This is a genomic window from Blautia massiliensis (ex Durand et al. 2017), from assembly GCF_051861785.1.
Taxonomy (GTDB): domain Bacteria; phylum Bacillota; class Clostridia; order Lachnospirales; family Lachnospiraceae; genus Blautia_A; species Blautia_A luti_A.
In genome coordinates, this window is sequence record NZ_CP146725.1 from 1,930,205 (window position 1) to 1,952,292 (window position 22,088).

General features: G+C 44.8%; 28 protein-coding genes, 1 tRNA gene and 1 riboswitch. Of the genes, 5 read left to right on the forward strand and 24 right to left on the reverse strand.

The features are described 5' to 3' along the window. Positions 1 to 33 precede the first annotated feature (33 nt). The 16 genes from V9W66_RS09255 to V9W66_RS09330 all read right to left on the reverse strand — a co-directional run bounded on the left by V9W66_RS09255 (position 34) and on the right by V9W66_RS09330 (position 6,754). Positions 34 to 249 carry a hypothetical protein gene (locus V9W66_RS09255; RefSeq protein ID WP_144092974.1) on the reverse strand — a complete coding sequence of 72 codons (216 nt, stop codon included), beginning with the start codon at positions 247 to 249 and terminating at the stop codon, positions 34 to 36. Then, positions 246 to 770: a hypothetical protein gene (locus tag V9W66_RS09260; protein WP_144092976.1), complete on the reverse strand. Its 525-nt coding sequence runs from the start codon at positions 768 to 770 to the stop codon at positions 246 to 248. The genes V9W66_RS09255 and V9W66_RS09260 overlap by 4 nt, the downstream gene beginning before the upstream one ends. Beyond that, positions 763 to 1,227: a hypothetical protein gene (locus V9W66_RS09265; protein WP_144092978.1), complete on the reverse strand. Its 465-nt coding sequence runs from the start codon at positions 1,225 to 1,227 to the stop codon at positions 763 to 765. The genes V9W66_RS09260 and V9W66_RS09265 overlap by 8 nt, the downstream gene beginning before the upstream one ends. Then, positions 1,208 to 1,360, reverse strand: coding sequence for a hypothetical protein (locus V9W66_RS09270; protein WP_186289992.1), 153 nt, complete (start codon positions 1,358 to 1,360; stop codon positions 1,208 to 1,210). Before V9W66_RS09270 ends, V9W66_RS09265 begins: the two co-directional genes overlap by 20 nt. 145 nt (positions 1,361 to 1,505) lie before the next feature. Beyond that, positions 1,506 to 1,676 carry a hypothetical protein gene (locus tag V9W66_RS09275; RefSeq protein ID WP_186289993.1) on the reverse strand — a complete coding sequence of 57 codons (171 nt, stop codon included), beginning with the start codon at positions 1,674 to 1,676 and terminating at the stop codon, positions 1,506 to 1,508. Between the two features lie 34 nt (positions 1,677 to 1,710). After that, entirely contained in the window at positions 1,711 to 1,860 is a 150-nt protein-coding gene (locus tag V9W66_RS09280; protein WP_186289994.1) for a hypothetical protein, read from the reverse strand. Between the two features lie 92 nt (positions 1,861 to 1,952). Continuing rightward, entirely contained in the window at positions 1,953 to 2,102 is a 150-nt protein-coding gene (locus tag V9W66_RS09285) for a hypothetical protein (protein ID WP_186289995.1), read from the reverse strand. Between the two features lie 108 nt (positions 2,103 to 2,210). Continuing rightward, on the reverse strand, positions 2,211 to 2,399 hold the full coding sequence (locus V9W66_RS09290) for a hypothetical protein (protein ID WP_144092980.1): 189 nt from the start codon (positions 2,397 to 2,399) through the stop codon (positions 2,211 to 2,213). Next, on the reverse strand, positions 2,396 to 2,623 hold the full coding sequence (locus tag V9W66_RS09295) for a hypothetical protein (protein WP_144092983.1): 228 nt from the start codon (positions 2,621 to 2,623) through the stop codon (positions 2,396 to 2,398). The genes V9W66_RS09290 and V9W66_RS09295 overlap by 4 nt, the downstream gene beginning before the upstream one ends. Continuing rightward, positions 2,620 to 4,476 (reverse strand): bifunctional DNA primase/helicase, encoded by a 1,857-nt coding sequence (locus V9W66_RS09300; RefSeq protein WP_144092985.1) that lies wholly within the window; start codon positions 4,474 to 4,476, stop codon positions 2,620 to 2,622. The genes V9W66_RS09295 and V9W66_RS09300 overlap by 4 nt, the downstream gene beginning before the upstream one ends. Next, positions 4,461 to 5,198 carry a helix-turn-helix domain-containing protein gene (locus tag V9W66_RS09305; protein WP_186289996.1) on the reverse strand — a complete coding sequence of 246 codons (738 nt, stop codon included), beginning with the start codon at positions 5,196 to 5,198 and terminating at the stop codon, positions 4,461 to 4,463. The genes V9W66_RS09300 and V9W66_RS09305 overlap by 16 nt, the downstream gene beginning before the upstream one ends. Continuing rightward, complete coding sequence (locus V9W66_RS09310; protein WP_144100371.1) at positions 5,137 to 5,496, reverse strand: hypothetical protein; 360 nt, start codon at positions 5,494 to 5,496, stop codon at positions 5,137 to 5,139. Before V9W66_RS09310 ends, V9W66_RS09305 begins: the two co-directional genes overlap by 62 nt. 14 nt (positions 5,497 to 5,510) lie before the next feature. Further along, positions 5,511 to 5,696 carry a hypothetical protein gene (locus V9W66_RS09315; protein WP_144092989.1) on the reverse strand — a complete coding sequence of 62 codons (186 nt, stop codon included), beginning with the start codon at positions 5,694 to 5,696 and terminating at the stop codon, positions 5,511 to 5,513. Then, positions 5,693 to 5,944 (reverse strand): hypothetical protein, encoded by a 252-nt coding sequence (locus tag V9W66_RS09320; protein ID WP_144092991.1) that lies wholly within the window; start codon positions 5,942 to 5,944, stop codon positions 5,693 to 5,695. The genes V9W66_RS09315 and V9W66_RS09320 overlap by 4 nt, the downstream gene beginning before the upstream one ends. Positions 5,945 to 6,033: 89 nt before the next feature. Continuing rightward, positions 6,034 to 6,522, reverse strand: a complete 489-nt coding sequence (locus V9W66_RS09325; protein WP_243121602.1) for a hypothetical protein — start codon at positions 6,520 to 6,522, stop codon at positions 6,034 to 6,036. Between the two features lie 40 nt (positions 6,523 to 6,562). Then, the gene (locus V9W66_RS09330) at positions 6,563 to 6,754 is read right to left on the reverse strand and encodes a helix-turn-helix transcriptional regulator (protein ID WP_144092993.1); all 192 of its coding nucleotides are present in this window, start codon (positions 6,752 to 6,754) and stop codon (positions 6,563 to 6,565) included. 142 nt (positions 6,755 to 6,896) lie between these two features. Between V9W66_RS09330 and V9W66_RS09335 the strand changes: the two genes are divergently transcribed. The 3 genes from V9W66_RS09335 (at position 6,897) to V9W66_RS09345 (ending at position 10,067) form a co-directional block, all read left to right on the forward strand. Continuing rightward, positions 6,897 to 7,547, forward strand: coding sequence for a helix-turn-helix domain-containing protein (locus V9W66_RS09335; protein ID WP_144100369.1), 651 nt, complete (start codon positions 6,897 to 6,899; stop codon positions 7,545 to 7,547). A 516-nt stretch (positions 7,548 to 8,063) separates the two neighbouring features. Further along, entirely contained in the window at positions 8,064 to 8,960 is an 897-nt protein-coding gene (gene dinD, locus V9W66_RS09340; RefSeq protein WP_144092997.1) for a DNA damage-inducible protein D, read from the forward strand. 60 nt (positions 8,961 to 9,020) lie between these two features. Continuing rightward, the gene (locus V9W66_RS09345; RefSeq protein ID WP_144093000.1) at positions 9,021 to 10,067 is read left to right on the forward strand and encodes a site-specific integrase; all 1,047 of its coding nucleotides are present in this window, start codon (positions 9,021 to 9,023) and stop codon (positions 10,065 to 10,067) included. A 91-nt stretch (positions 10,068 to 10,158) separates the two neighbouring features. Here the strand turns inward: V9W66_RS09345 and V9W66_RS09350 are convergent, their stop codons facing one another. The 7 genes from V9W66_RS09350 to V9W66_RS09380 form a co-directional block, all read right to left on the reverse strand. After that, positions 10,159 to 13,626 (reverse strand): DNA polymerase III subunit alpha, encoded by a 3,468-nt coding sequence (locus V9W66_RS09350; protein ID WP_144100367.1) that lies wholly within the window; start codon positions 13,624 to 13,626, stop codon positions 10,159 to 10,161. A gap of 105 nt (positions 13,627 to 13,731) precedes the next feature. Beyond that, positions 13,732 to 14,574: a CvfB family protein gene (locus V9W66_RS09355; protein WP_021652585.1), complete on the reverse strand. Its 843-nt coding sequence runs from the start codon at positions 14,572 to 14,574 to the stop codon at positions 13,732 to 13,734. Between the two features lie 178 nt (positions 14,575 to 14,752). Beyond that, positions 14,753 to 16,339 carry a Na+/H+ antiporter NhaC family protein gene (locus V9W66_RS09360; RefSeq protein WP_420313837.1) on the reverse strand — a complete coding sequence of 529 codons (1,587 nt, stop codon included), beginning with the start codon at positions 16,337 to 16,339 and terminating at the stop codon, positions 14,753 to 14,755. 185 nt (positions 16,340 to 16,524) lie between these two features. Continuing rightward, positions 16,525 to 16,695, reverse strand: a riboswitch (Lysine riboswitch). A gap of 192 nt (positions 16,696 to 16,887) precedes the next feature. After that, on the reverse strand, positions 16,888 to 17,130 hold the full coding sequence (locus tag V9W66_RS09365; protein ID WP_015526736.1) for a helix-turn-helix domain-containing protein: 243 nt from the start codon (positions 17,128 to 17,130) through the stop codon (positions 16,888 to 16,890). Between the two features lie 204 nt (positions 17,131 to 17,334). Next, positions 17,335 to 18,036, reverse strand: a complete 702-nt coding sequence (araD, locus tag V9W66_RS09370) for an L-ribulose-5-phosphate 4-epimerase (protein ID WP_015526737.1) — start codon at positions 18,034 to 18,036, stop codon at positions 17,335 to 17,337. 64 nt (positions 18,037 to 18,100) lie between these two features. Next, a complete protein-coding gene (locus V9W66_RS09375; RefSeq protein ID WP_144095246.1) occupies positions 18,101 to 18,808 on the reverse strand; it encodes an acyl-[acyl-carrier-protein] thioesterase in 708 nt (235 codons plus the stop codon). Between the two features lie 144 nt (positions 18,809 to 18,952). Then, positions 18,953 to 19,024, reverse strand: a tRNA-Gln gene (locus V9W66_RS09380). Positions 19,025 to 19,298: 274 nt separating this feature from the next. On the opposite strand from V9W66_RS09380, the gene V9W66_RS09385 reads away from it, so the two are divergent. Further along, positions 19,299 to 20,759: a nicotinate phosphoribosyltransferase gene (locus V9W66_RS09385; RefSeq protein WP_144095248.1), complete on the forward strand. Its 1,461-nt coding sequence runs from the start codon at positions 19,299 to 19,301 to the stop codon at positions 20,757 to 20,759. A 72-nt stretch (positions 20,760 to 20,831) separates the two neighbouring features. Further along, positions 20,832 to 21,395 carry a M15 family metallopeptidase gene (locus V9W66_RS09390; RefSeq protein WP_114002753.1) on the forward strand — a complete coding sequence of 188 codons (564 nt, stop codon included), beginning with the start codon at positions 20,832 to 20,834 and terminating at the stop codon, positions 21,393 to 21,395. A gap of 75 nt (positions 21,396 to 21,470) precedes the next feature. Here the strand turns inward: V9W66_RS09390 and V9W66_RS09395 are convergent, their stop codons facing one another. Further along, positions 21,471 to 22,019 carry a stage V sporulation T C-terminal domain-containing protein gene (locus V9W66_RS09395; RefSeq protein WP_144095250.1) on the reverse strand — a complete coding sequence of 183 codons (549 nt, stop codon included), beginning with the start codon at positions 22,017 to 22,019 and terminating at the stop codon, positions 21,471 to 21,473. Positions 22,020 to 22,088 lie beyond the last annotated feature (69 nt).

Here is a 22,088-nt window from a genome sequence, read left to right on the forward strand (position 1 = left end):
TCTGAGATTGTACAGCCGAATAGCTCTTATTTTTTATAATTCATGTTGCGCCGGCGCAATTCCGCACATTTCAAGCAATAACGGCCGTCTTTCTTCTGCCAGTGCAAACACTCTCCGCAGAAACTCTTTTATCTTCTCATTCCTGGAATATGCAAGCATCATCAATTTGAACTTCAAATAATCCTCCGGTGTGCTTTTGGAAAGTTCCAAGACAAGTTCCGCACCTAAGCAATTTATTATTCTATTCATACTTCCGTCCTCACAACTGAACTGTTACGAATTGCCTTTTTACTTCTTTCCAAGCGTTTTCCCTGCATTACGCCATACTGAAAAACCCTAAACATTGCAAAGTCATGATCTTTTGTACTGTTTGTAATTTCTCTCATCAATGAAAGCCTAAACACCTTTTCAATTTCCGTTGTTGGTTGATGTTTTAATAAAAAGAGATCTTTCTTATTTTTTCGACGCTCAATAACTTTATCCAAAACTTCTATTACTTCTCTCGCATCGTTCAGAAATTCAGATTTAACTTTTTCTCTTTCATCTTCTCCGCAACTCAAGTATTTTTCCGCCAGTTCACGATATGTATTATAATTTTTACTATCACGAATAAGAGTTATTGTATCTCGCTTCGGTAAGTAAAATAACTTTAATTCCGAAAGGCTAACGTCATCACCCCATTGTTTTAATATGCAATTTACTGTATATCCTGTCAGATCACCAATGTTGCAAGATTCCACTCTCAGCTTTTCGTTAATTAATTCATACATGATTAATACCTCCTGTAAAAACTCCCTGTCTCTTTGTATTCTTTTTCTTGATAACTCTCTTAATCGGTTCCGGATATTCCCGTTCCCCGTATTCTTCTACAGCTTCCACAGTAACCCATCTAAGCCCTCTGGTGTTTCGGATCAGAACTTTATCACCTGCTGCCACCTGGTCAATCAGTCTTTCCGGAAGCTCCCACTCATACCGCTTTCCGTGTTCTTTGTGGCGTGCCTTTATAACCTGCCTCCTGCCGTATTTCACTGGTACATCCCCCAAACCATACTTAACGGCCAGTAAATAACTGATATAACCATCTAAAAGTCTGTTCTGATCATCCAGAATGATTTCTGTCGGCAGCAGGCCTGTTTCCTTAAATTCCTCTTCTTTTTCACACATCTTCTCTGTAGATGGTTTCGTGATTTCAAACCACGGAAAAATTTTAATCTCCTGTAACTGCATTCCGGTTTCCTCCTCTGTTCTCATTGCCTGCTGCCAGCATCCCCTCAGCGATCAGCCAAACCCGGCGAAGCATCACCAGATCCATTTTATCCAGCTGCTTCCCTATCTGATCTTTATACTCCTGTTTTGTCATTTCTCCTCGTCCTCTCTCAGGTGTCTCAGAATTTCCCAGATGAACTGCAGCATCTCCAGATCATCAATCTTCTTTACCTCTTCACAAATACGCTCTTTATAGCTCTGTTCTGACATGTCTGTATCTCCATTCCGAATTATGTAAATCAATATCCAACAATCAGCCAGTGAATGATCATCCCTAAAGGCAAACCAACCATAAGCATCATAAAGCCGCACCACTGCAAAGCATTACTCAACATTCTCTGCACTTTTTTCTTTATTCGTCTTTTATGTACCTGTTCCCACTGGCTGTAGGTCATAAGCTTCTGTTTCATATGTTCCCACGTTTTCCTCTCCCAATCGGAGATATTAACGATTCTTTTCTCTTTCAAATGCTCCCAGCTTTCTGGCAATCACGCTGATCTGCAGCAGATGCTTTACATCCTGAATATCCTCCAACTCCCGGGAGATCTTCCCACGTAAAAGCTCTACATTTTCGTTTGTTCTTGTAATACTCATATATCAAAAACCTCTCTGTTTTCTTTTTTAAGGTGTCGCAAATGTCGCATTATCTTGTCAGTTTCCTTTTTATGGTGTTAGAAATGTTAGGATTATAACTTTCCCGGCACTTTATCCAATTCTCTCAGGTTGTTTCCCAGCAATGCCTTTGTGTGTATATAAATCAAGCTTAACTTTCTTTCGTCTGCACATTCCAGCATCCGGGCAATGCTCTTTTTCAGTTCTTCTTTGCGATTTTCCATGAAAATACTTGTCCTTTCTGCCGGTTCCGTGCTACTATGTACTTGCTCTAGTGGCCGGAAACGGCTTATTTGCTCCTGTGTGAGGTGGTGCTCATGCAGGAGCCTTTTTCATGTTATGGGGAGCCTTTTCTTTCTGCCCTGCTGCACGCTGTTTCTGTATTTAACCAGGTATACTCTGGCCCCGGTTTTGCGTGCGATCTGGGCAACCTCTTCCCGGGTAAACACTGCAATGCTATATAATTCGTGATCCCCATCACTGTATGAGACACAGTAATAATACCCGTTCAATTTCTTCATCTTCTCACCTGCCTCTCCAGCTCATCCAATTTCTGCATTGCTCCCAGAATCAAATACTCAGCCATCTTACACCGGCCATATTGGTCAAAGAGCTTTTCGCTCTCTTCTGCTGCCTGAGACCACTGTTCATCCGTCATGGGAAACTCCATCACCGCCCACTTGCGGAAAAACTTCCACACTCCGGTAAATATCATGTAATATTCTTTCAGCTCCTGCTCTGTCATTCGAACGGTATCTCCATTTGTTTAATCTGTTCCTCTGTCACTGACATGAAACCATCTTTATCCGCTTCCCAACCGTAACACCTGGTAAAGTCTCCTGTGTTGTCGCTGATCCGCTTGGAAGCTTCGTCATAATACAAAGTCAATGCCTTTTCTCCTGCTGCCAGTTTCCCGGTCAACCGGTTCTTTGATACGGCCAGAATCCTCTCGTTCTCTGGAAGTTCCTTGCCCCTTTTGTAGGTCATGACCACGTCCACCTTGTTTGTAATGTCTGCGCTGCCACTGACAGAATCGTTATCATCTGCTCCAAAGCTGTTCTTTCTGGGATGTACAACCAGGATCACAGCCACCTGCTGCCGCTTCGCAATCTTTACCAGTTTGTCCACGAATTTACTCTGAGCCCGGTACAGATCCACACTCATCCCTACATCAAGGGCCGTCATGAGATTATCTAACAGCAGCAGCTGTACACCATATTGCTGTACTGCTTTCTCCATGATTTCCAAAAGATCTCCCAACTCATCGTCCTCTGTGGATTGATTATCAAACAGGTATGCCCGATCCCGGTACCATTCAGAGATTTTATTAACCTTCTCTTTTGGGATAAAATAGTTCACGGTTCCGGCCGGCCCTGCCCGGTCAATCACATTGTGCTTTCCTGCGATCTGGAAGTCTATCCAACGTTTGAAGAAATAATCCGGTAACTCTCCAGAGTATGCAAAGACTGTTCCCCCTTCGTTCAGCGCATTGGCCAGGATCTGAGATCCCAGGGTGCTTTTTCCCTCTCCCCTCTTACCGGTCAAGATAACTGTCTGCCCCAGATAAATACCGCCAGACAAAACCCGGTCAAGGCTTTCTATCCCTGTTGGGATTTTGGGAAGAGAAAACAGATCCACGGCTTTCACATCCGACAGCTGTTTAACCTGCTGTATAGGAATCGCTTCTGCCTGTTCTACAGCCTTTCGGACTGCTTCCCGGCCGTACTTCTTCAGGATCTCATTTGCATCCTTACAGCCTTTATAATCCTGCTGCCGAACAACCTTTACTGTTCCCCGGAAACGTCTCTGCATATCATCCAGTAGGGTGATCACTCCGTTTTCACAGTCACCGAACACAATTAAGGTGTCAAAATTCTGTAGCCAGTCCCAGCAGTACGGAACCCAGGTAAAGCCATTCTTTCCGTTTGGAACAGATACAGCATTTTCAATTCCTGCCTCCGTAACGGATAAGCTATCCAACTGCCCCTCCGTCAAGACCAAGGTCTTATTCTCCAGATTACACTGATACATCCCGAACAGGATCGGCTTGCAGTTCGCCTCACACCATTCTTTCCCCTTATCCACTGCCGGGTTAAAATCTGTTTTCCGGTACTTTACAAACTGCAATGTGCCTTTTTCATCCAGGAACGGGAATACCAGCACATTCTCGTGTTTTGTCTGTACCGTGATCTGATATTTTTCAGCAGTGGCAGCAGTGATCTTTCTGCTTTCCAGGTATGTAATGGCAGCAGGTTTCGGTTTTACCGGCTGCATCTTCTTGAAATGCCGGAATTTCTTCTGTCTTCCGGTCTTGTAATATGCTTCTACATCGCTCCCAAGGTTGAACCATGGAAACTCTGCTGCCAGTGTAAGCATATTTCCAGAAACAGAGCAGGAAGATCTCAAGCACTTAAACTGTCCATTGGTCAGATTGATGGAGAACGTCCCTTTATCTCCATTCCGTCCACCATTGCAATAAGGACACCGTATAAACTGGAGTTCATCCCCTCTCTTCTTGGTCTGGATCCCGGATGCTCTGGCAAACTCTAAAGCGTCTGCTTCTTTAAATTCGTAATAGCCCATTATTCCTCGCTCCATAGATCAATACGTTTCTCTTCTGATTCTTCCGGTTGCGGTTTTGGCCTGTTCTTTGCGGCTCCCTGATCTTTATTTGCCCAAGTCCTAACCGCGGCTTTCCAGTTCTTCATTTTATTTTTTCCAACCATCCAGCCTTTGCACTCATAGAAATCAACAAAGCGTTGAGCATCCAGTGTATAATCTTTTTCTAAGCAATACTGCCTTACTTCCTCTTCCGTAGGTGCAACAAACCTTGTTCTTTTTTCTTTTGGGGTTGATTTGGGTGTGGTGTCAACCTCTGGTTGCACACACATATATTTTTTATTACTGTTATTTTTTATATTGTTATTGTTTATATTGTTAATGTTAGTTGTCGGATTCTTGGCAGTCGGTTCTTTGGCAGTCGATTCCTCCGCAGTCGGAGAAATAGTATTCGGTAAATCAGACACATTGATTTCGTGTGTAAGCTTATATACTGTTTTTCCAAATCTGCCGTTTTTATTAATCTGCTGCTTCTTAACTGCTCCCGCTTTTACCAGGACATTGATATATTTATAAAATGTTTCCCTGGAAACTCCTGTTTCTCTGAGAATAGTATCTACACTCGGATAACACTCATCAGATGTCCCGCAGAACGCTGCCAAATATGCGTACAATCCTTTTGCAGCAAGAGGCAGGGAGTTATTTCTGGTAATGTCCTGATAAACCATCCCGTAAGCCCCTTTCTTCTCCTGCTTTGCCATGCTTTCGCTCCTGTCCTCTATCATTGCTGTTTATCATGGATAAGCAATCTTTATCCGTATTGACCAGCATTCCATATTCTGAGGATGATATATAAGACACATATCCACTTGAAACCAGAAGATCTAAAGCTTCATCCTCACATTCCAAAATTTTCACCATACTCTTTGGGTTCGAAACAAGCCCGTCCTTATCTGCTCTTATCGCCAAGTGGAAATACAGTAACTGTGCTTTTACTGGCATACCAAGAAATTCATCTGTATTGACTGTCGCGCGAATATCTCTTTTTCTGTTTCCCATTATGTTCTCCTCTCTTATCCGACTTCCTCAAAGCCAAAATACTTTTTCTTGAAAAACGCCACCGGGACTTTACCGGATACGGTCAGATATCCCTCTGTTCTCAGTTCTTTATTCAGCTCCCGGATGATGCCGTAGGCCTTACTTTCGGATACGCCCATAGCCTCCGAGATCTCTTTGGCGGTCAAATACTGTTTTTTCAAGGTTCTCTCACCTCCCTGTCATTAACCTGATACAAACATTGTTTGGAGCAGCTTGCAACGTTCGGAAGATTGTTCCGAAGCTTTCTGCTGTGCTCCTGATCCACCAAGGGCCGAAGTAAAGCAAGTTCCTGGTTGATCTGCTGCAGCTCTGCCTCATATTCTGGTTTCCAGTCAACGCCACTGTGCAGCAGGATAAAGGTTCTTCTGTGCAGCAGGTCTATGTATTTGCTTACATCGTGTTTATTCATGCGTTTTTGCCCCTTTATGCTTTAGGCTATAAATTGTACCTTGAAGCAGTTTAAATTGATTTTAGGTCTGTTTGACAATGTAATTACAATTACTTGTCAATATTCTGACGTCCAGATAACAGACGTTTACCAATCTCTTCACGCTGTTCATCTGTCAGCACGCTAACCTTTGGCGGTGCAACTCTGATCCATGCTGTAGGAACATGGGCGCAAATGGTTTCGCCTTCTCCGGTGCTTTTATTAAGCACTACAATCTCACATTCTTCCGGGTACTTCTCTGCAAGTTTTTTGATTCTGGTTATATATCTCGGTTGTGAGAATGTGACCGTTGCCCGTTTCTGATCTTTAATAAATTCGATTGCATTTTCTACAGTTCCGGAGATATCCGGCAGCAGCAGTTCTCTAACCTGTGTACCTGCTGCCTCAGCCAATCTCTCCATTGCGTCCTCAGACGCAAAACCATTCGTCATGATCCACTGAAAAGATCGTGTACCCAAACCGGTGCTCTTGCAGATATCTTCTGCTGTCAGTTTCTGAGCTGTCATTATCTCCTGGAATCTTTTCCCGTTAAATCTCATACAGATCTCCTTTCGTCCTTAAGCCACCGCCCCCGGTGATTTAATCAATAATTTCTGTTACATCCACGCCAAGAGCTCTTGCAATCTTTTTTCCGACTTCATCGGAGCAACTTCTCCCGGATTTAATGCCGTTAACTGTTACTCTGGAAACACCTGCTTTTTCAGCAAGCTGTTTTTGAGTCATATCCTGACGCATAAGTTCCATTGTTAATTTGAATCTGTTAATTCTCATCGTCTTGTCACCTCTCTTAATCTTTTGATTATATTTTTGTTTTATCATAGTCTTTTGATTAAGTCAAGCGTTTTTTATAATCTTTTGATTGAATTTTTAAAATATTTATGCTATTCTGAGTTAATAAGAGAGGTATTTGACTATGACATTTTCGAAAAATTTAAAACAAATCAGAATAAAAAAAGGGTTTTCGCAAAAAGAAATAGCCGAACGTTTAGGCGTTTCACAGCCAAGCTACGCTCAATACGAGAATGGAAAGCGTAATCCAAAATTAGAAACGATACAAAAAATTGCACACGCTCTTGATGTTAACCCATTAGTTTTAATTGGACAAATTTCCGAAACCTTGTCCGATGATCTAAGGGCAGAGCCTAATATTGAAAAAGCTTATTTTGATATTTTCAAATATATTTACGGAAAAATTGATATCGTACAAAAAAAAGATCACAATGGATTCGGATATAATTATATTTTAGGCGACGAGCCGAATTCTATAAAAATATCCGACTTAACGTTTGACAACATAACAGAATGTATTGAAGATTTTATACAATTATATGTTAAAACAGCTACTGAGAACGATGAATCACAAAAATGTTTTTTATTACTTTACACAATAAAAGATATGGAATTGTCAGATATAGAAAAAATTACTGAATTCGCGCAATTTATAAAAAATAAAAGAAAAGACCCGGAAATTCTTGCCGCCCACGCCCGAACAGACGTAGAACAGACTCCGGAAGGGCTCCAACATGATCTTGATATTATGAATGATGACAAAAATTGGGAATAGAGTTTTTCCAAAAATGACGAAAAGGTGTCCGACTTGGACACCAATAGAACTGATCGGCAACGCCCCGAGCTCAATAACGAACCGTTATCGAGTTTGCATGCCAGATTTGAGTACTGATAGAACTGATCGGCAGCAGGATCTTGTTGCACTGCTGCCATGATAATATATTCCTGAGCTTTGACAATATAATATACTTACCCAGGGAACCGTTGGGGTGTTATGCCAGCCGCCGGACACTTCTGTGAAAGGAGGCTGGTGCTTATGGTTACATATGGCGACTTATTTATTTTTGTAATTATGCTTTGTGCAGTCATAACTCTTGTTATTACTTTTATGCAGAAAAAATAGCACCCTCGTCCTGGTAAGATAAGGTGCTATTTTCTGCAAACTTATTTCTTTCCGGCGGTCAGATGTACACTGACCAACGGCACTCTTGTTAAGTATATTATACCTTTATATTTGCTTTTTTACAACCGTTTGCAACAGTTTAAATAGCAGGAAGGAGAATACCACTTTATGAACAATGAAGAATTTTCAAGAAAGTTAAATGAAATCAAAGAACGAGCTTTAGCTAAATCTACACCCGAAGAAGAAACCCAATATACTGAATCACTTTTTGAATCAATTAAGCATATTGATGAAAACGGTGATGAATTCTGGTATGCAAGAGAGCTTTCCAAAGTTCTTGAATACAGAGATTTTAGAAATTTTGAATTAACTATATATAAAGCCATGGATGCCTGCGAAAACAGCAGTAATATTGTGTCAGACCATTTCGGTGAAGTCACCGAGATGGTCCCCATTGGTTCAGGAGCCAAACGAGGATTTAAAAGCTATAAACTATCAAGATATGCTTGCTATTTGATTGTTATGAACGGTGATCCTTCAAAAAAAATAATCGCTCTTGGCCAAACATATTTTGCAGTTAAAACCCGGCAGCAGGAATTGATTGAAAACTTTGACGATCTCACTGAAGATAAGAAGCGTTTAGCAATCCGAAATGAAATGATCGCTCATAACAAATCCCTGGCTGAAGCGGCAAAAATGGCAGGCGTAGAAACCCCACAAGAATATGCCATCTTCCAAAATAAAGGTTATCAAGGATTATATGGTGGACTTGGTGCAAAAGAAATACATACTCGAAAGGGTTTAAAGAAAAGTCAGAAAATTTTGGATTATATGGGCAGCACTGAACTGGCCGCCAATCTTTTCCGTGCAACCCAAACAGACGAAAAACTTCGCCGTGATCACATCACTGGAAAATCTGCTGCCAATACTACCCACTATGAAGTAGGCAAAAAAGTTCGTCAAACAATTAAAGAACTGGGAGGAACTATGCCTGAAGATCTTCCCACCCCACCAAAAAGCATTAAACAAATCGAGCAAGAACAGAATAAACTGGAAAAAAAATAGTGATCTACCCCTTTCATCCTTAAGCCACCGCCCCCGGCCAGAGAATGAAAGGATGATCTTATGCCAGCATATTATGACGAGAAAACAAAATCCTGGTATTGCAAATTTAACTACATCGACTGGAACGGTAAACGCCGCCAGAAGATGAAACGAGGATTTTCCAAAAAGATAGACGCAAAAGACTGGGAACACCGGTTTATTGTTGCCCTGAAATACGATTCCAAGACAACGATCGGAACTATTACAGAAACATTCCTGCAGGAGATTGCTCCCAGGCGGCGTTGTACTACAATCCGTAATTACAACAATGCAATAAAGAACTATATCAACCCTTACTTCCGGGATCTTCCGCTTGGAGAATTGTCAGAAAAGCATATCATAGAATGGCAGAACCGGCTGCTCTCCTCTAATATGGCCGACACCTATATGCACGAAATTGATACTATCTTCCGGACTGTGTTTAAATTCGGTGCACGCCGCTGTAAGCTTTCAGCCAATCCTTTTGACGGTATCGAGAAGATCGGCCGGACCCGTGCCCAGACAATGCAGTTCTGGACGTTGGATCAGTACCGCCAGTTTATTGCTCTGATTGATGATCCGGTAAAGCACATGGCTTTCCAGCTTCTGTATTACACCGGGATCCGCCTGGGTGAGTTGATGCCGCTGACTGCTGCCGATGCAGATACCACAACAGGGATGCTGCATATCACCAAGTCCCTGCAGCGTATAAACCGCCAGGACGTTATAACGCCGCCTAAAACGGGAAAAGGAACCAGAGACATAATAATGCCCCGGTTCCTCTGCAACGAGCTTATAGAGTACAAGAAACGGCTTTACGGCTGTGATGATGATACAAGGCTGTTTACCATGTCCAAGTGTGCCCTGTATTATCCCATGAAGAAATACTCACAGCTGGCCGGGGTTCCCCGGATCCGGCTCCACGATCTCAGGCACTCTCATGTTGCTCTGCTGATCGAATACAACGTTTCCCCTCTGGTTATTGCGGATCGCCTGGGCCATGAGAGTATTGAGGTCACTCTTGGCACTTACGGCCACCTTTATCCAAACAAGCAGCAGGAGATCGCTGATATTCTTGATAATTTATAACATACTCCAAGCCCTGGAAATTGACCGTTTCCGGGGCTTTTCGTATCAAATTCGTATCACGGGATTGATAAACACAGTGTTTTTCCTGCTTTTAAAGGTTTTTCAATACTCTCTCCACAATTTTAACATTGGAACTTCCATATTTTTTACACATGCGCTCCAGCCAGGGATCCTCGATATGGACCTGATAAGCAGGGGGAAGTTTCTTCATTGCCTTGACATCTTTGAGATAAATAACCACCGTGCTGTTTCCTCTGGATTCCATCAGATCATCTACCAGACCGGTCTCGGCTTTTGCGTACTCTTCCCGGCTTTCAAACTGGAGCCACAGTTCTCTTGGCATATCATCAAAAAGACGGACCTTTTCCAGGATCAGCTTGCTGGCTTTGTCGTCTTCTGCGGATACTCTTCCCTGAATAAAGAGCCGGGCATCTTCATTCAGGAACATCTGGCATTTTTCGTAATCACGTGGAAATACCACAACCTCCACGGTGCCTACCAGATCTTCCACTGTAAGGAACGCCATTACCTTATTATTCTTTGTATATTTTATGGTTTTATCCGTGATCATTCCACCCACGATCACTTTCTGGTTATCGTAAACCTCCGGTATCCCTGTTTCATCATCCGGCTGAAAATCAGAAGTTTTTGCAGAGATCATTTTTTCCATCATATTCCGGTAACGCTCCAGCGGATGACCGCTGAGATAGATGCCGAGAACTTCCTTCTCAAAGGTCAGTATCGTCTCCTTCGGATATTCTGCTGCCTGCGGCATACGGATCTCAAATTCCTTTTTATCTTCTTCAGGCGCAATATCAAAAAGACTCAGCTGTCCCGCCATGGTATGCTTCTTATCCTGGTTGATACTGTCTATGATCTGCGTATAAACCGTCATTTTCTGATTCCGGTTTCCCTCCAGGCAATCCAGCGCTCCGGCCTTGATCAGATTTTCCACAACTCTCTTGTTAACCTGGTCGATATTTCGCTCAATAAATGTTTTCAGGGAGGTATATTCTCCGTGCTCCTCACGCTCCCGCACAATCCCCTCGATTACCGGACGGCCGATACTCTTGATGGCAGAAAGTGCATAACGAATGGAACCATTGTCAACAGAAAAGCCATAAACACCATGATTGATATCCGGCGGAAGGATCCGGATCCCCATCTGGCGGCATACAGAAATATACTCGGCAACCTTGTTCGGCATTTCCACAACGGATGTCATCAGTGCAGCCATAAATTCTACCGGATAGTAATATTTGAGATATGCCGTCTGGTAGGAAACCACTGCATAAGCGGCAGCGTGAGACTTATTGAAGGCATATTTTGCAAAATCTGTCATCTCATCGTAGATCTTGTTTGCGATCTCCTCGGAAATACCGTTGGCGATACATCCCGGTACTCCCTCTTCCACGTTTCCGTAAACGAAATTCTGGCGTTCTTTTGCCATAACAGAAGCTTTTTTCTTGGACATGGCACGGCGCACCAGGTCACTTCGTCCAAGGGTGTAGCCTGCAAGCTCACGGACGATCTGCATAACCTGCTCCTGGTATACGATACAGCCATAGGTCGGCTTCAGGATCGGCTCCATCTGCGGACAGTCATAACGGATGGTATCCGGACGGTTTTTTCCGCGGATGTACTGCGGAATGAAATCCATGGGACCCGGACGGTAAAGCGAAATTCCCGCGATCACGTCCTCAAGGCTCTGAGGCTTCAGCTCCTTCATGAAGCTTTTCATTCCGGCACTCTCCAGCTGGAACACGCCGTCAGTACGTCCTGTTCCGAGAGAATCCAGTACCTTTTTGTCGTTGTAGTCGATCTTTTGCATATCCAGAAGCATACCGGTACTTTTTTCCACCATTTTTACAGCATTCTGGATAACCGTCAGGGTACGGAGGCCCAGGAAATCCATTTTCAGAAGTCCCAGCTCTTCCAGTGTTGTCATGGTAAACTGCGTGACAATGGAACCATCCTGTGCTCTGGAAAGGGGTACGTATTCCGATACATCCTTCTGGCTGATCACAACACCTGCCGCATGCATGGAGGTATGCCTCGGAAGCCCCTCCAGACGTTTTGCCAGATCGATCAGACGATGGATATCGTCCTGTTCCTCGTAAGCCTTGCGAAACTCCGGATTCATTCCCAGTGCCTTGTCAATGGTGATATTCAGCTCCTGTGGGATCATCTTGGCGATGGTGTCCACCTGGGCATAAGGCATATCCAGAACACGGCCTACATCACGAATGACACCGCGGGCTGCCAGTGTACCGAAGGTAACGATCTGAACCACGCAGTCATCACCATATTTTCTTCTTACATAATCAATAACCTCCTGTCTCCGTTCGAAGCAGAAATCCACATCGATATCCGGCATGGATACTCGCTCCGGATTCAGGAAACGTTCAAAGAGCAGATCATACCGGATCGGGTCCAGCTGGGTGATCCCAAGTGTATAGGCAACCAGGCTTCCTGCGGCAGAACCCCGTCCCGGACCGACCATGATATCGTTGTCCCTGGCATATTTGATAAAATCCCATACAATGAGAAAGTAATCTACATATCCCATGTTTTTGATCGTAGACAGCTCATAATCCAGGCGCTTTTTCAGCTCCTCTGTTACCGGATGATAACGCTGCTCAAGTCCCTCATGGCAAAGCTTGTTCAGATATTCCCAGGAGGTAAATCCGTCCGGCACATCATATTTCGGCAGCTTGGTCACACCAAATTCAATCTCCACATGACATCTCTCCGCGATCCTGTGCGTGTTTTCCAGCGCTTCCAGCGCATATGGGAAAAGCCTCGCCATCTCCTCCGGCGATTTCACATAATACTGGCCGCCCTCATAGCGCATTCTGTTCTCATCGCTGAGCTTTTTCTGAGTCTGCAGACAAAGAAGAACATCATGTGGTTCCGCATCCTCTGCCATAGTGTAATGCACATCATTGGTGGCAACCAGATCGATCCCCGTCTCTCTGTGCATACGGAGAAGCTGCTGGTTTACAGTCTGCTGCTCCGGGATCCCATGATCCTGAAGCTCCAGAAAGAAATTTCCTTTTCCGAAAATATCCTGGTAACGTAATGCCGCGATCTTGGCATCCTCATACATTCCACGTGCAAGATATCTGGCGACCTCTCCCGCCAGGCAGGCACTTAAGGCAATGATACCCTCGTGATATTTTTCCAGAAGCTCCAGATCCACACGTGGTTTGTAATAAAACCCTTCCACAAATGCCTTGGATACAATTTTCATCAGGTTGCTGTATCCCTGATTATTCTCAGCCAGCAGGACCAGATGATAATAACGGTCATCCCCACTTCCCACTTCTCTGTCAAAACGGGAGCCCGGAGCCACATAAACCTCACATCCGAGGATCGGATTGATCCCGGCTTCTCTTGCAGCCCTGTAAAAATCGATCACACCATACATAACGCCATGATCGGTGATCGCCGCACTGTCCATACCCAGCTCTTTTACTCTGGCTACATATTCTTTGATCTTATTGGAGCCATCCAGAAGGCTGTATTCTGTATGGACATGTAAATGTGTAAACTCCAAATTTATTCTCCTTATCGTAAAAAACAGGGCTCCGGATCCTCCCCGCTCTGCACTTTTCTCTGAACGTGCCGGAGCGTGTCTGATCCGGAGCCGGTCAACACCTTGTTATTTTTTAATGTAGATCCTCTTGTCACGGATCTCTACTTTTCCTTCCTTCATCAGATGACCGACTGCACGCTTGAATGCGTTCTTACTGAGGCCAAACTCTCTCTTGATGACTTCCGGTGAAGCATGATCATCAAATGGCAGCACCCCTGCAAATTCCTCGATCACGCTGAATACGCTCTCTGCATCCTCATTGATCTGGATGTAAGCCTTCTGGCGGTCACTGACGTTCATCTTGCCATCCTCTTTCACCTCTGTGACACGAAGATCAAGAATAGCTCCCGGTCTGTACTTGCCTGTTGCCTCCCGTGCCGGGATCAGAGCGGAATATTTATCATCTACCGCAACAAAAACGCCGAAATTCCCACTGATCTCATAGACACGCCCCTTTACCGAATCTCCCGGTACATAAGGAGTTCTGGTGGAAAGATAATGATACACCTTCATGGTTGCACAGAGTCTGCTGCTCTTATCTACATAAAGAGCTACCAGACACTCCTCACCTTCACGCACCCGGTTGGTCTGCTCATGATACGGAAGAAGAAGATCCTTCTCCAGTCCCCAGTCAAGAAAAGCACCGATCCTGGTAACCTGTTTTACCTTAAGGACTGCGGTCTGTCCTACCTGAAGCATCGGCTCACGGGTAGTTGCGATCAGTCTGTCCTGGGAATCCTTATAGATGAATACTTCGATCTCATCACCTGCTTTGGTTCCTTCCGGTACCTGTTTGGACGGAAGAAGCACTCTCTCATTCTGAGGTGCGTTTCGGTCCTCTCCAAGATATATTCCGAAATCCACGGTTTTTACAACCAGTAATTTCTGTTTTTTACCTAATTCTATCATTCTTACTCCTGTTCCTTAAAACTATATACGATCATTTACTATTTGCTGTCTGTCCTGCATTATAACATAAGAGAATTATTATAGAAAGCACAAAAAAGGCAGCTTCGGAAATTTCTTTCCGTCACTGCCTTTTATTTGACATCCATGTGGGAATCTGTCCCCACATTGGGTCAGTCTGTTATTCTGTTGGTTTCTCAACCGGCATCGGGTTCATCATTTTAATGACAAAAAGTACGATCAGCATCAGCACGATTCCCACCGGAAGAGCGATCCATGCTGTTTTTACAAAGCCTGCAACAATATAAGTTACAAAGGATACTGCCGCAGCCAGGATCGCATACGGAAGCTGTGTGGAAACGTGAGTCACATGATCACACTGTGCTCCTGCGGAAGCCATGATCGTTGTATCGGAGATCGGTGAGCAGTGGTCTCCGCAAACTGCACCTGCCATGCAGGCGGACATGGAAATGATCATCATCTCAGGACTGGATTTCTCAAATACCGCAACAACGATCGGGATCAGGATACCAAAGGTTCCCCAGGAAGTACCTGTAGCAAATGCAAGTCCACATCCAACCAGGAAAATAATGGCCGGAAGGATAACTTCAATACCACCGGCAACAGAACGCATTGCTTCTTCTACGAATACCGCTGCACCAAGTGAGTCTGTCATAGCCTTCAGTGTCCATGCAAAGGTCAGGATCATGATCGCCGGTACCATAGCCTTGAAGCCTTCCGGGATGCATCCCATACAGTCTCTGAAATTGATCACACGGCGGATCATATAGAAAATAATGGCAAACACCAGACCAAAAGCACTTCCCATTGCAAGGCCTGTAGAGGCATCACTCTGTGAAAATGCGGTAACAAAATCTGTTCCGCTGAAAAATCCTCCTGTGTAGATCATACTGATGACACAGCAGATAACAAGCACAACGATCGGAATCACAAGATCGATCACCTTTCCTCTCGGATTCGGTGTCTCATCATCCGTTGCATTCTCATACGGTCTTGCAGATGTTGTATAAAGATCTCCGTTCAGAGCATTGATCTCATGTGTTCTCATGGCACCAAACTCGGTTTTCATCAGTACCATGCCAACCATCATTACAATAGTAAGAATCGCGTAAAAGTTATACGGGATGGTTCTTACAAAAATCGCAAGTCCATCCTGTCCCTCTACGAATCCGCTGACTGCAGCAGCCCAGGATGAGATCGGTGCGATGATACATACCGGAGCGGCTGTCGCATCGATCAGGTATGCAAATTTCGCTCTGGATACGTGATGTCTGTCAGTTACCGGACGCATAACGCTTCCTACTGTCAGGCAGTTAAAATAATCGTCAATGAAGATCAGGATTCCAAGGATGATCGCTGCAAGTTCCGCGCCCACACGTGTGTGGATCTTTTTGCTGGCCCATCGTCCGAATGCGGCAGAGCCGCCGGCCTTGTTCATCATACATACCACAGATCCCAGGATAACCAGGAAGATCAGGATACCTACGTTATAGCTGTCAGAAAGAACCTTGATGATTCCTCCCTCAAAAATCTGTGTTACCGTTCCTTCAAATTTAAATCCGGAATAGATCAGTGCTCCTGCTACAATTCCCACAAACAGAGAACTGTATACTTCTTTTGTGATCAGTGCAAGGACGATCGCAACAAGAGGTGGAAGCAGTGCCCAGATCGTTGCATACAGGGCAGGCTGGTAAGTCTCCTCCGCATCCGCAGCCAGCACAGTCAGGGGACTTGCCAGTGCGCCCATGAATACCATTGCCATAACAGACAATGCTGTTCCTGCTTTTTTACTCATTTTTCTCCTCCCTTTTCGGGGACAAAAAAACGGAGGCTGTCTCTTCTTAAGAACACCTCCGGTTAAATAATCCTTATTTAACTTATAGCCTGTCAGAAGATCTCCATTCAGCATATTAAATGCAGATCTCCCGAAGTGCTACCGATAGCGCTCCACATCCGTGACAGTACAACGCATATTCTGCGTTATCCCAGCGCCCTGTCATCTGGCCTTCCAGAGCACTTCGGCAGATTTTCCTTTCTTTATGAACAGCCTGCCAGGGCCTTCCGTCCATAAATACTGATAAAATCCGCGCCTCTATCTTCTTATCCGTGACCGTTTGCCCTCCGCAGGGCTTCCCGGCCGTCTTTTTTCTTTATACTGTAGCAGTTTCCGACATAAATATCAAGTAGTTTACACAGATTCCTGCCAGTCAGACCAATATTGTTACTTTTCACTCCGTTCTCAGCAACACGCTTCGCGGAATATTACCAGCGGACTGTAATCCAATTTTGCCTTATTTACTGCTCATTCAGCAGCCACTTCACATCCACTCCCAGCACCTTTGCAAACACCCGCAGTTCATAATCTGCTACAAAACGTTCTCCTCCTTCGATCCGGCTGATACTGTCACGCTCCAGCATCACTCCTTCCACCTGCATTTTTGCTGCCAGCGCAGATTGCGACATCCGTTTCATATTCCTCATCTGGCGTATTTTTTCTCCGGAAACGTTCTTTTTTCCCTGATAAGTGTATATTTTCATCCTGCCACCTATTTTAATAAATGTGTTAATGTTCTGCATTTTTCTTGACATTAGCATATATTTCGGCGGCACCTGTGTTAAAGGTCAGCAAATCTGACATTTTCTGCATTTTTCGACAAAAAATGCCGCGGTACTGTTCCGCGGCATTTCCACTCAGGCGGATATTGACGATCCACCATCGGGTTAAACTGTTTTTTCTTCTGATCAGTCTTCCTGTCCTACCTGACCATAATATGCATTTGCACCATGTTTTCTGTAGTAATGCTTATCCTGAAGCTCCTGCGGTGCCGGTTTTACATCCGGATTGATCAGCTCGCAGCGAGATGCCATCTTGGCAACCTCCTCAAGAACAACTGCGTTATGAACTGCCTCATGAGCATCCTTACCCCAGGTAAAAGGTCCGTGGTTCTTGCACAGCACGGCCGGTACTGCTTCATAATCTTTGTTTTTGAAATAATCAGCAATAAGAACTCCCGTGTTCTTCTCATATGCCTCTTCGATCTCTCTTTTGGTCAGATTACGCACACATGGTACTTCTCCGTAAATGTAATCTGCATGTGTTGTTCCATAACACGGGATCGATCTGCCTGCCTGCGCCCAGCTTGTTGCCCAGGATGAGTGGGTATGTACGATGCCGCCGATATTCGGAAACGCTCTGTAAAGAACTGCATGTGTCGGTGTATCAGAGGATGGATTGTATCTTCCTTCTACTTTATTTCCATCAAGATCTACCACTACCATGTCTTCCGGTGTCAGCTTGTCATAATCCACACCACTTGGCTTGATCACAAAAAGTCCCTGCTCCCTGTCGATCCCGCTGACATTTCCCCATGTAAAGGTAACAAGACCATATTTGGGCAGATCCATATTTGCTCTGTAAACTTCTTCTTTTAATTTTTCAAGCATAGCGCGCCCTCCTTTTACGGTATAGTTGTTTCAAAAACGTTGTACTAATCTCTACCGCCTGTATTTATTTTGTAAACTCAACTACTGCGTAAGGTTCTTTATCCTCCGCGTTGAGAACTACAGCTTCTTTATTTTCTGTCATATATACTTCCGGAATGATAACATTATCCAGTACTGCCTGACGTTTATATTCAGCACGAAGCTGACCAACTTTAAAATCCTCAGGCAGATGATCCGCTGCCATCCGGATATACTGACAGTTGTTCACATGATGATTGGTGTCCAGATGATGCTTCTGTACGGAAAAAGCATTCTGCACTTCCCGTTCCTTCGGAAGCGCGATCTTTCTTGGTGCATAATCCATCTCCATTTTTTCGCCCAGATCATAGGGATCTGTATCTGCCGGTGTCAGCTTTTCCGGAAGACCGGTTTCTGTATTGATAAAGGACCAGTAGGAATTGGCCCATGCCAGCTTCTCACCATCCATTGTCTCAAGAATAAAATTACGCATTCCGATAAATCCACGGAATCCATAAGGAATTGTTGTTACTTTTATATTTTCACCAAGCTTCGGATACCGCTTCACGATCACCTGCCATGCAGAAAGTACCCAGGCTCTTTTCTGTTCCTTTAATACTTCCATGCCGACTCCTGTCTGCTCGGATTCAAAGGTACAGCAATCCTGAAAATAATCCAGAACTCCCGGCAGCGTCAGACAACCATCTTCTCCGATCTCACTGAATCTTACTCGACTCTCAAAACTGTAACTCATTCGTGCCTCCTGTCATACTGTCTATACTTTATTGTAACACCTGGCAGGAAGAAACGCACTTGTTTTTTTGGGCGAAGCGGATTGCGAATATCTTCTTATTTTTGAGTACAAAAAAAGCACCTCGCAACTGAGGTACTTAAGAAGCAGGGCTACAAGGATTCGAACCTTGAACTGACGGAGTCAGAGTCCGTTGCCTTACCGTTTGGCGATAGCCCTATGTGTTTTGTTTTTCGCTTGCCTTATCGCTTGCGACGGATGTTATTATATAACAGCTTTTTTGCAATTGCAACCCCTTTTTTTAATTTTTTTTATTTTTTTTCAAAATTTCTTAAACTGCTGTTAAAACTCCTTATTATATGCGTGTTTACGCAGTAAAAAAATTTTACAATCCACTCCTTTGTGTTATAATAAGCCGTATAATAAAAAGAGCGGAAACAACCGTGTATTTCCCTCCGGTCACAATATCCGGAGGCGTCTAAAGGAGAACGCTATGCGAGCAAATAACCTTACTCTGCTCACGGACCTCTATGAGCTTACCATGATGCAGGGATATTTCAAAAACCCTACCAACCAGACCGTTGTCTTTGACATGTTCTACCGCAACAATCCGTGCGATGGCGGTTTTGCCATCTGTGCAGGACTGGAGCAGATGATCGAATACATCGAAAATCTCCGTTTCTCAGAAGAAGACATTACCTATCTGAGAAGTCTTGGCATCTTTGAGGATGATTTCCTTGAGTATTTGAGCAACTTCAGATTCACCGGTGATATCTACGCAATTCCGGAGGGAACCGTGATCTTCCCGAGAGAGCCGATGGTCAAGGTTATCGCACCGATCATGGAAGCTCAGCTTGTAGAGACGGCCATCCTGAACATTATGAACCATCAGAGTCTTATTGCCACTAAGGCAGCACGTGTATGCCACGCAGCCAAGGGCGATCCCATCATGGAATTCGGTCTTCGCCGTGCCCAGGGTCCGGACGCCGGGATCTTCGGGGCCAGAGCTGCAGTGATCGGCGGATGTGCCGGTACTTCCAACGTACTGACCGGCCAGATGTTTAACGTTCCGGTTCTCGGAACACATGCTCATTCCTGGATCATGAGTTTCCCGGATGAGTACACTGCCTTTAAGACCTATGCGAGACTTTACCCGAATTCCTGTACTCTTCTGGTTGACACCTACGATGTCCTGAAATCCGGTGTTCCCAATGCGATCCGTGTATTTGAGGAAATGCGTGAGGAAGGTATCCAGCTGAAGAACTATGGAATCCGTATCGACAGCGGTGATCTTGCATATCTTTCCAAAAAAGCTTACAAGATGCTGGCTGCTGCCGGTTTCGATGATGCTACCATTTCCGCATCCAGCGATCTTGATGAATATCTTATCGAAAGCCTGAAGGCCCAGGATGCCAGGATCAATTCCTGGGGCGTCGGAACCAAGCTGATCACAGCCGATAACAATCCGGCATTCGGCGGCGTATACAAGCTTGCCGCTGTAAAGGACGCTGACAGCGATGCCTTCCAGCCGAAGATCAAGCTTTCCGAAAACACAGAAAAGGTTACCAACCCGGGCAACAAGACTGTATACCGTATCTACAGCAAGAAGACCGGCAAGATCAAGGCCGATCTGATCTGCCTTGCAGATGAGAAATTCGATCCGGAAGAAACTATGGTGATCTTCGACCCGGTTGACACCTGGAAAAAGACCAAGGTTCTTGGCGGAACCTACGAACTCCGTGAGCTCCTTGTTCCGGTAATTAAAGATGGTAAGAGCGTTTACAAGTCTCCATCTGTCATGGAACTCCGCGACTACTGCAAACAGGAGCAGAACACACTGTGGGATGAATCCAGACGTTTCGTTAATCCGCAGAAGGTTTATGTAGATCTCTCCCAGTCACTCTATGACATGAAGAAGGCTCTCCTGGAAGAAATGAGTGAAAAAGAGCTCTGATAAACAGAAATAAGCATTCATAAACCCTCCTTTCTTATCATAAGCTTATGGATAAGGAAAGGAGGGTTTTTATTGCACAGAGAATTTTATACCCGGCTGATCAGCAGGGAGCATCCTCTGCCGGAAGCCTTTGTGCCGGAACATCTTATCGATATCGGACTTCCATTTGAAGCAGCACCGGGAGATCCGAAGCGGCTTCTGGAGTATCAGGCTGCAAAAGCCGCTTCCCAGCTTTTCCATGCCTGTCACAGATGCGGTCTGAACCTGTGGGCAGTTTCCGGATATCGTTCCTACCAGCGACAGAAGGAGCTTTTTACAGGAAGTCCTTTCGTTGCAGAGCCAGGAACAAGTGAGCACCAGAGCGGACTTGCTCTGGATGTATCCTGCCCTTCCATCCATATGGAGCTCTCCGAAAGGTTTTCCGCAACAGGAGAAGGCCGCTGGCTGAAAAAGAACGCTCCGCTCTATGGTTTTATCCTCCGGTACCCAAAAAACAGAGAGGAGATCACCGGCATCCCTTATGAGCCCTGGCACATCCGCTATGTGACAAAACCTCTGGCTTCCTGGCTCACTATCACAAATCTGACTCTGGAAGAATACCATTGCTTTCCTTCCCGGTGTCCGCATCCTCCCTGATCTGCTGCTCCTGGCATCTGCATCTGATGTTTATATCTTGATCTGCACACATTTTTCTGTACATCTGATGCACTTTTACTGCTCCATCTGTCTGCCAAGAAAACCGGCTGCTGTGCGGATAAGGGCACGTTCTGTGTCTCCCAGTGCTGTTTTTTCACTTTTAGTCAGAAGGATCACTGCTCCAATGGCGTCACTCGCACACAGGATCGGCTGTATCATTTTCTGGAAAAATGAATCCATAGCGTCGGAAATGACTGATATATTTTCCCTGCTGTCCTGACTGACCATTCTGCCTTTCCTGCCGGCAATGACTGCATCCAGATCAGAACTGATCTCTTTTCCTTCCAGTTCCCGGCTTCCGCTGCCGCATGCCGCCACGACCTGATCACGATCTGTAATACAGGCAGTCAGTCCGGTGGTCTGTACCAGCGCTTCCGCATATTCCGCAGCAAATGTATTCAGCTCTCCAATGGGCGAATATTTTTTCAGGATGATCTGTCCTTCCCTGTCTGTAAAAATCTCCAGTGGCGTTCCTTCCTTGATCCGCAGTGTCTTTCGTATCTCTTTTGGAATCACAACCCTGCCCAGATCATCAATCCTGCGAACAATTCCCGTTGCTTTCATCTTCCTGAATTCCTCCTGTATTTTCTGTTCATTGTACGTCAATGTCATATTAACTATTTGTTTTTCATA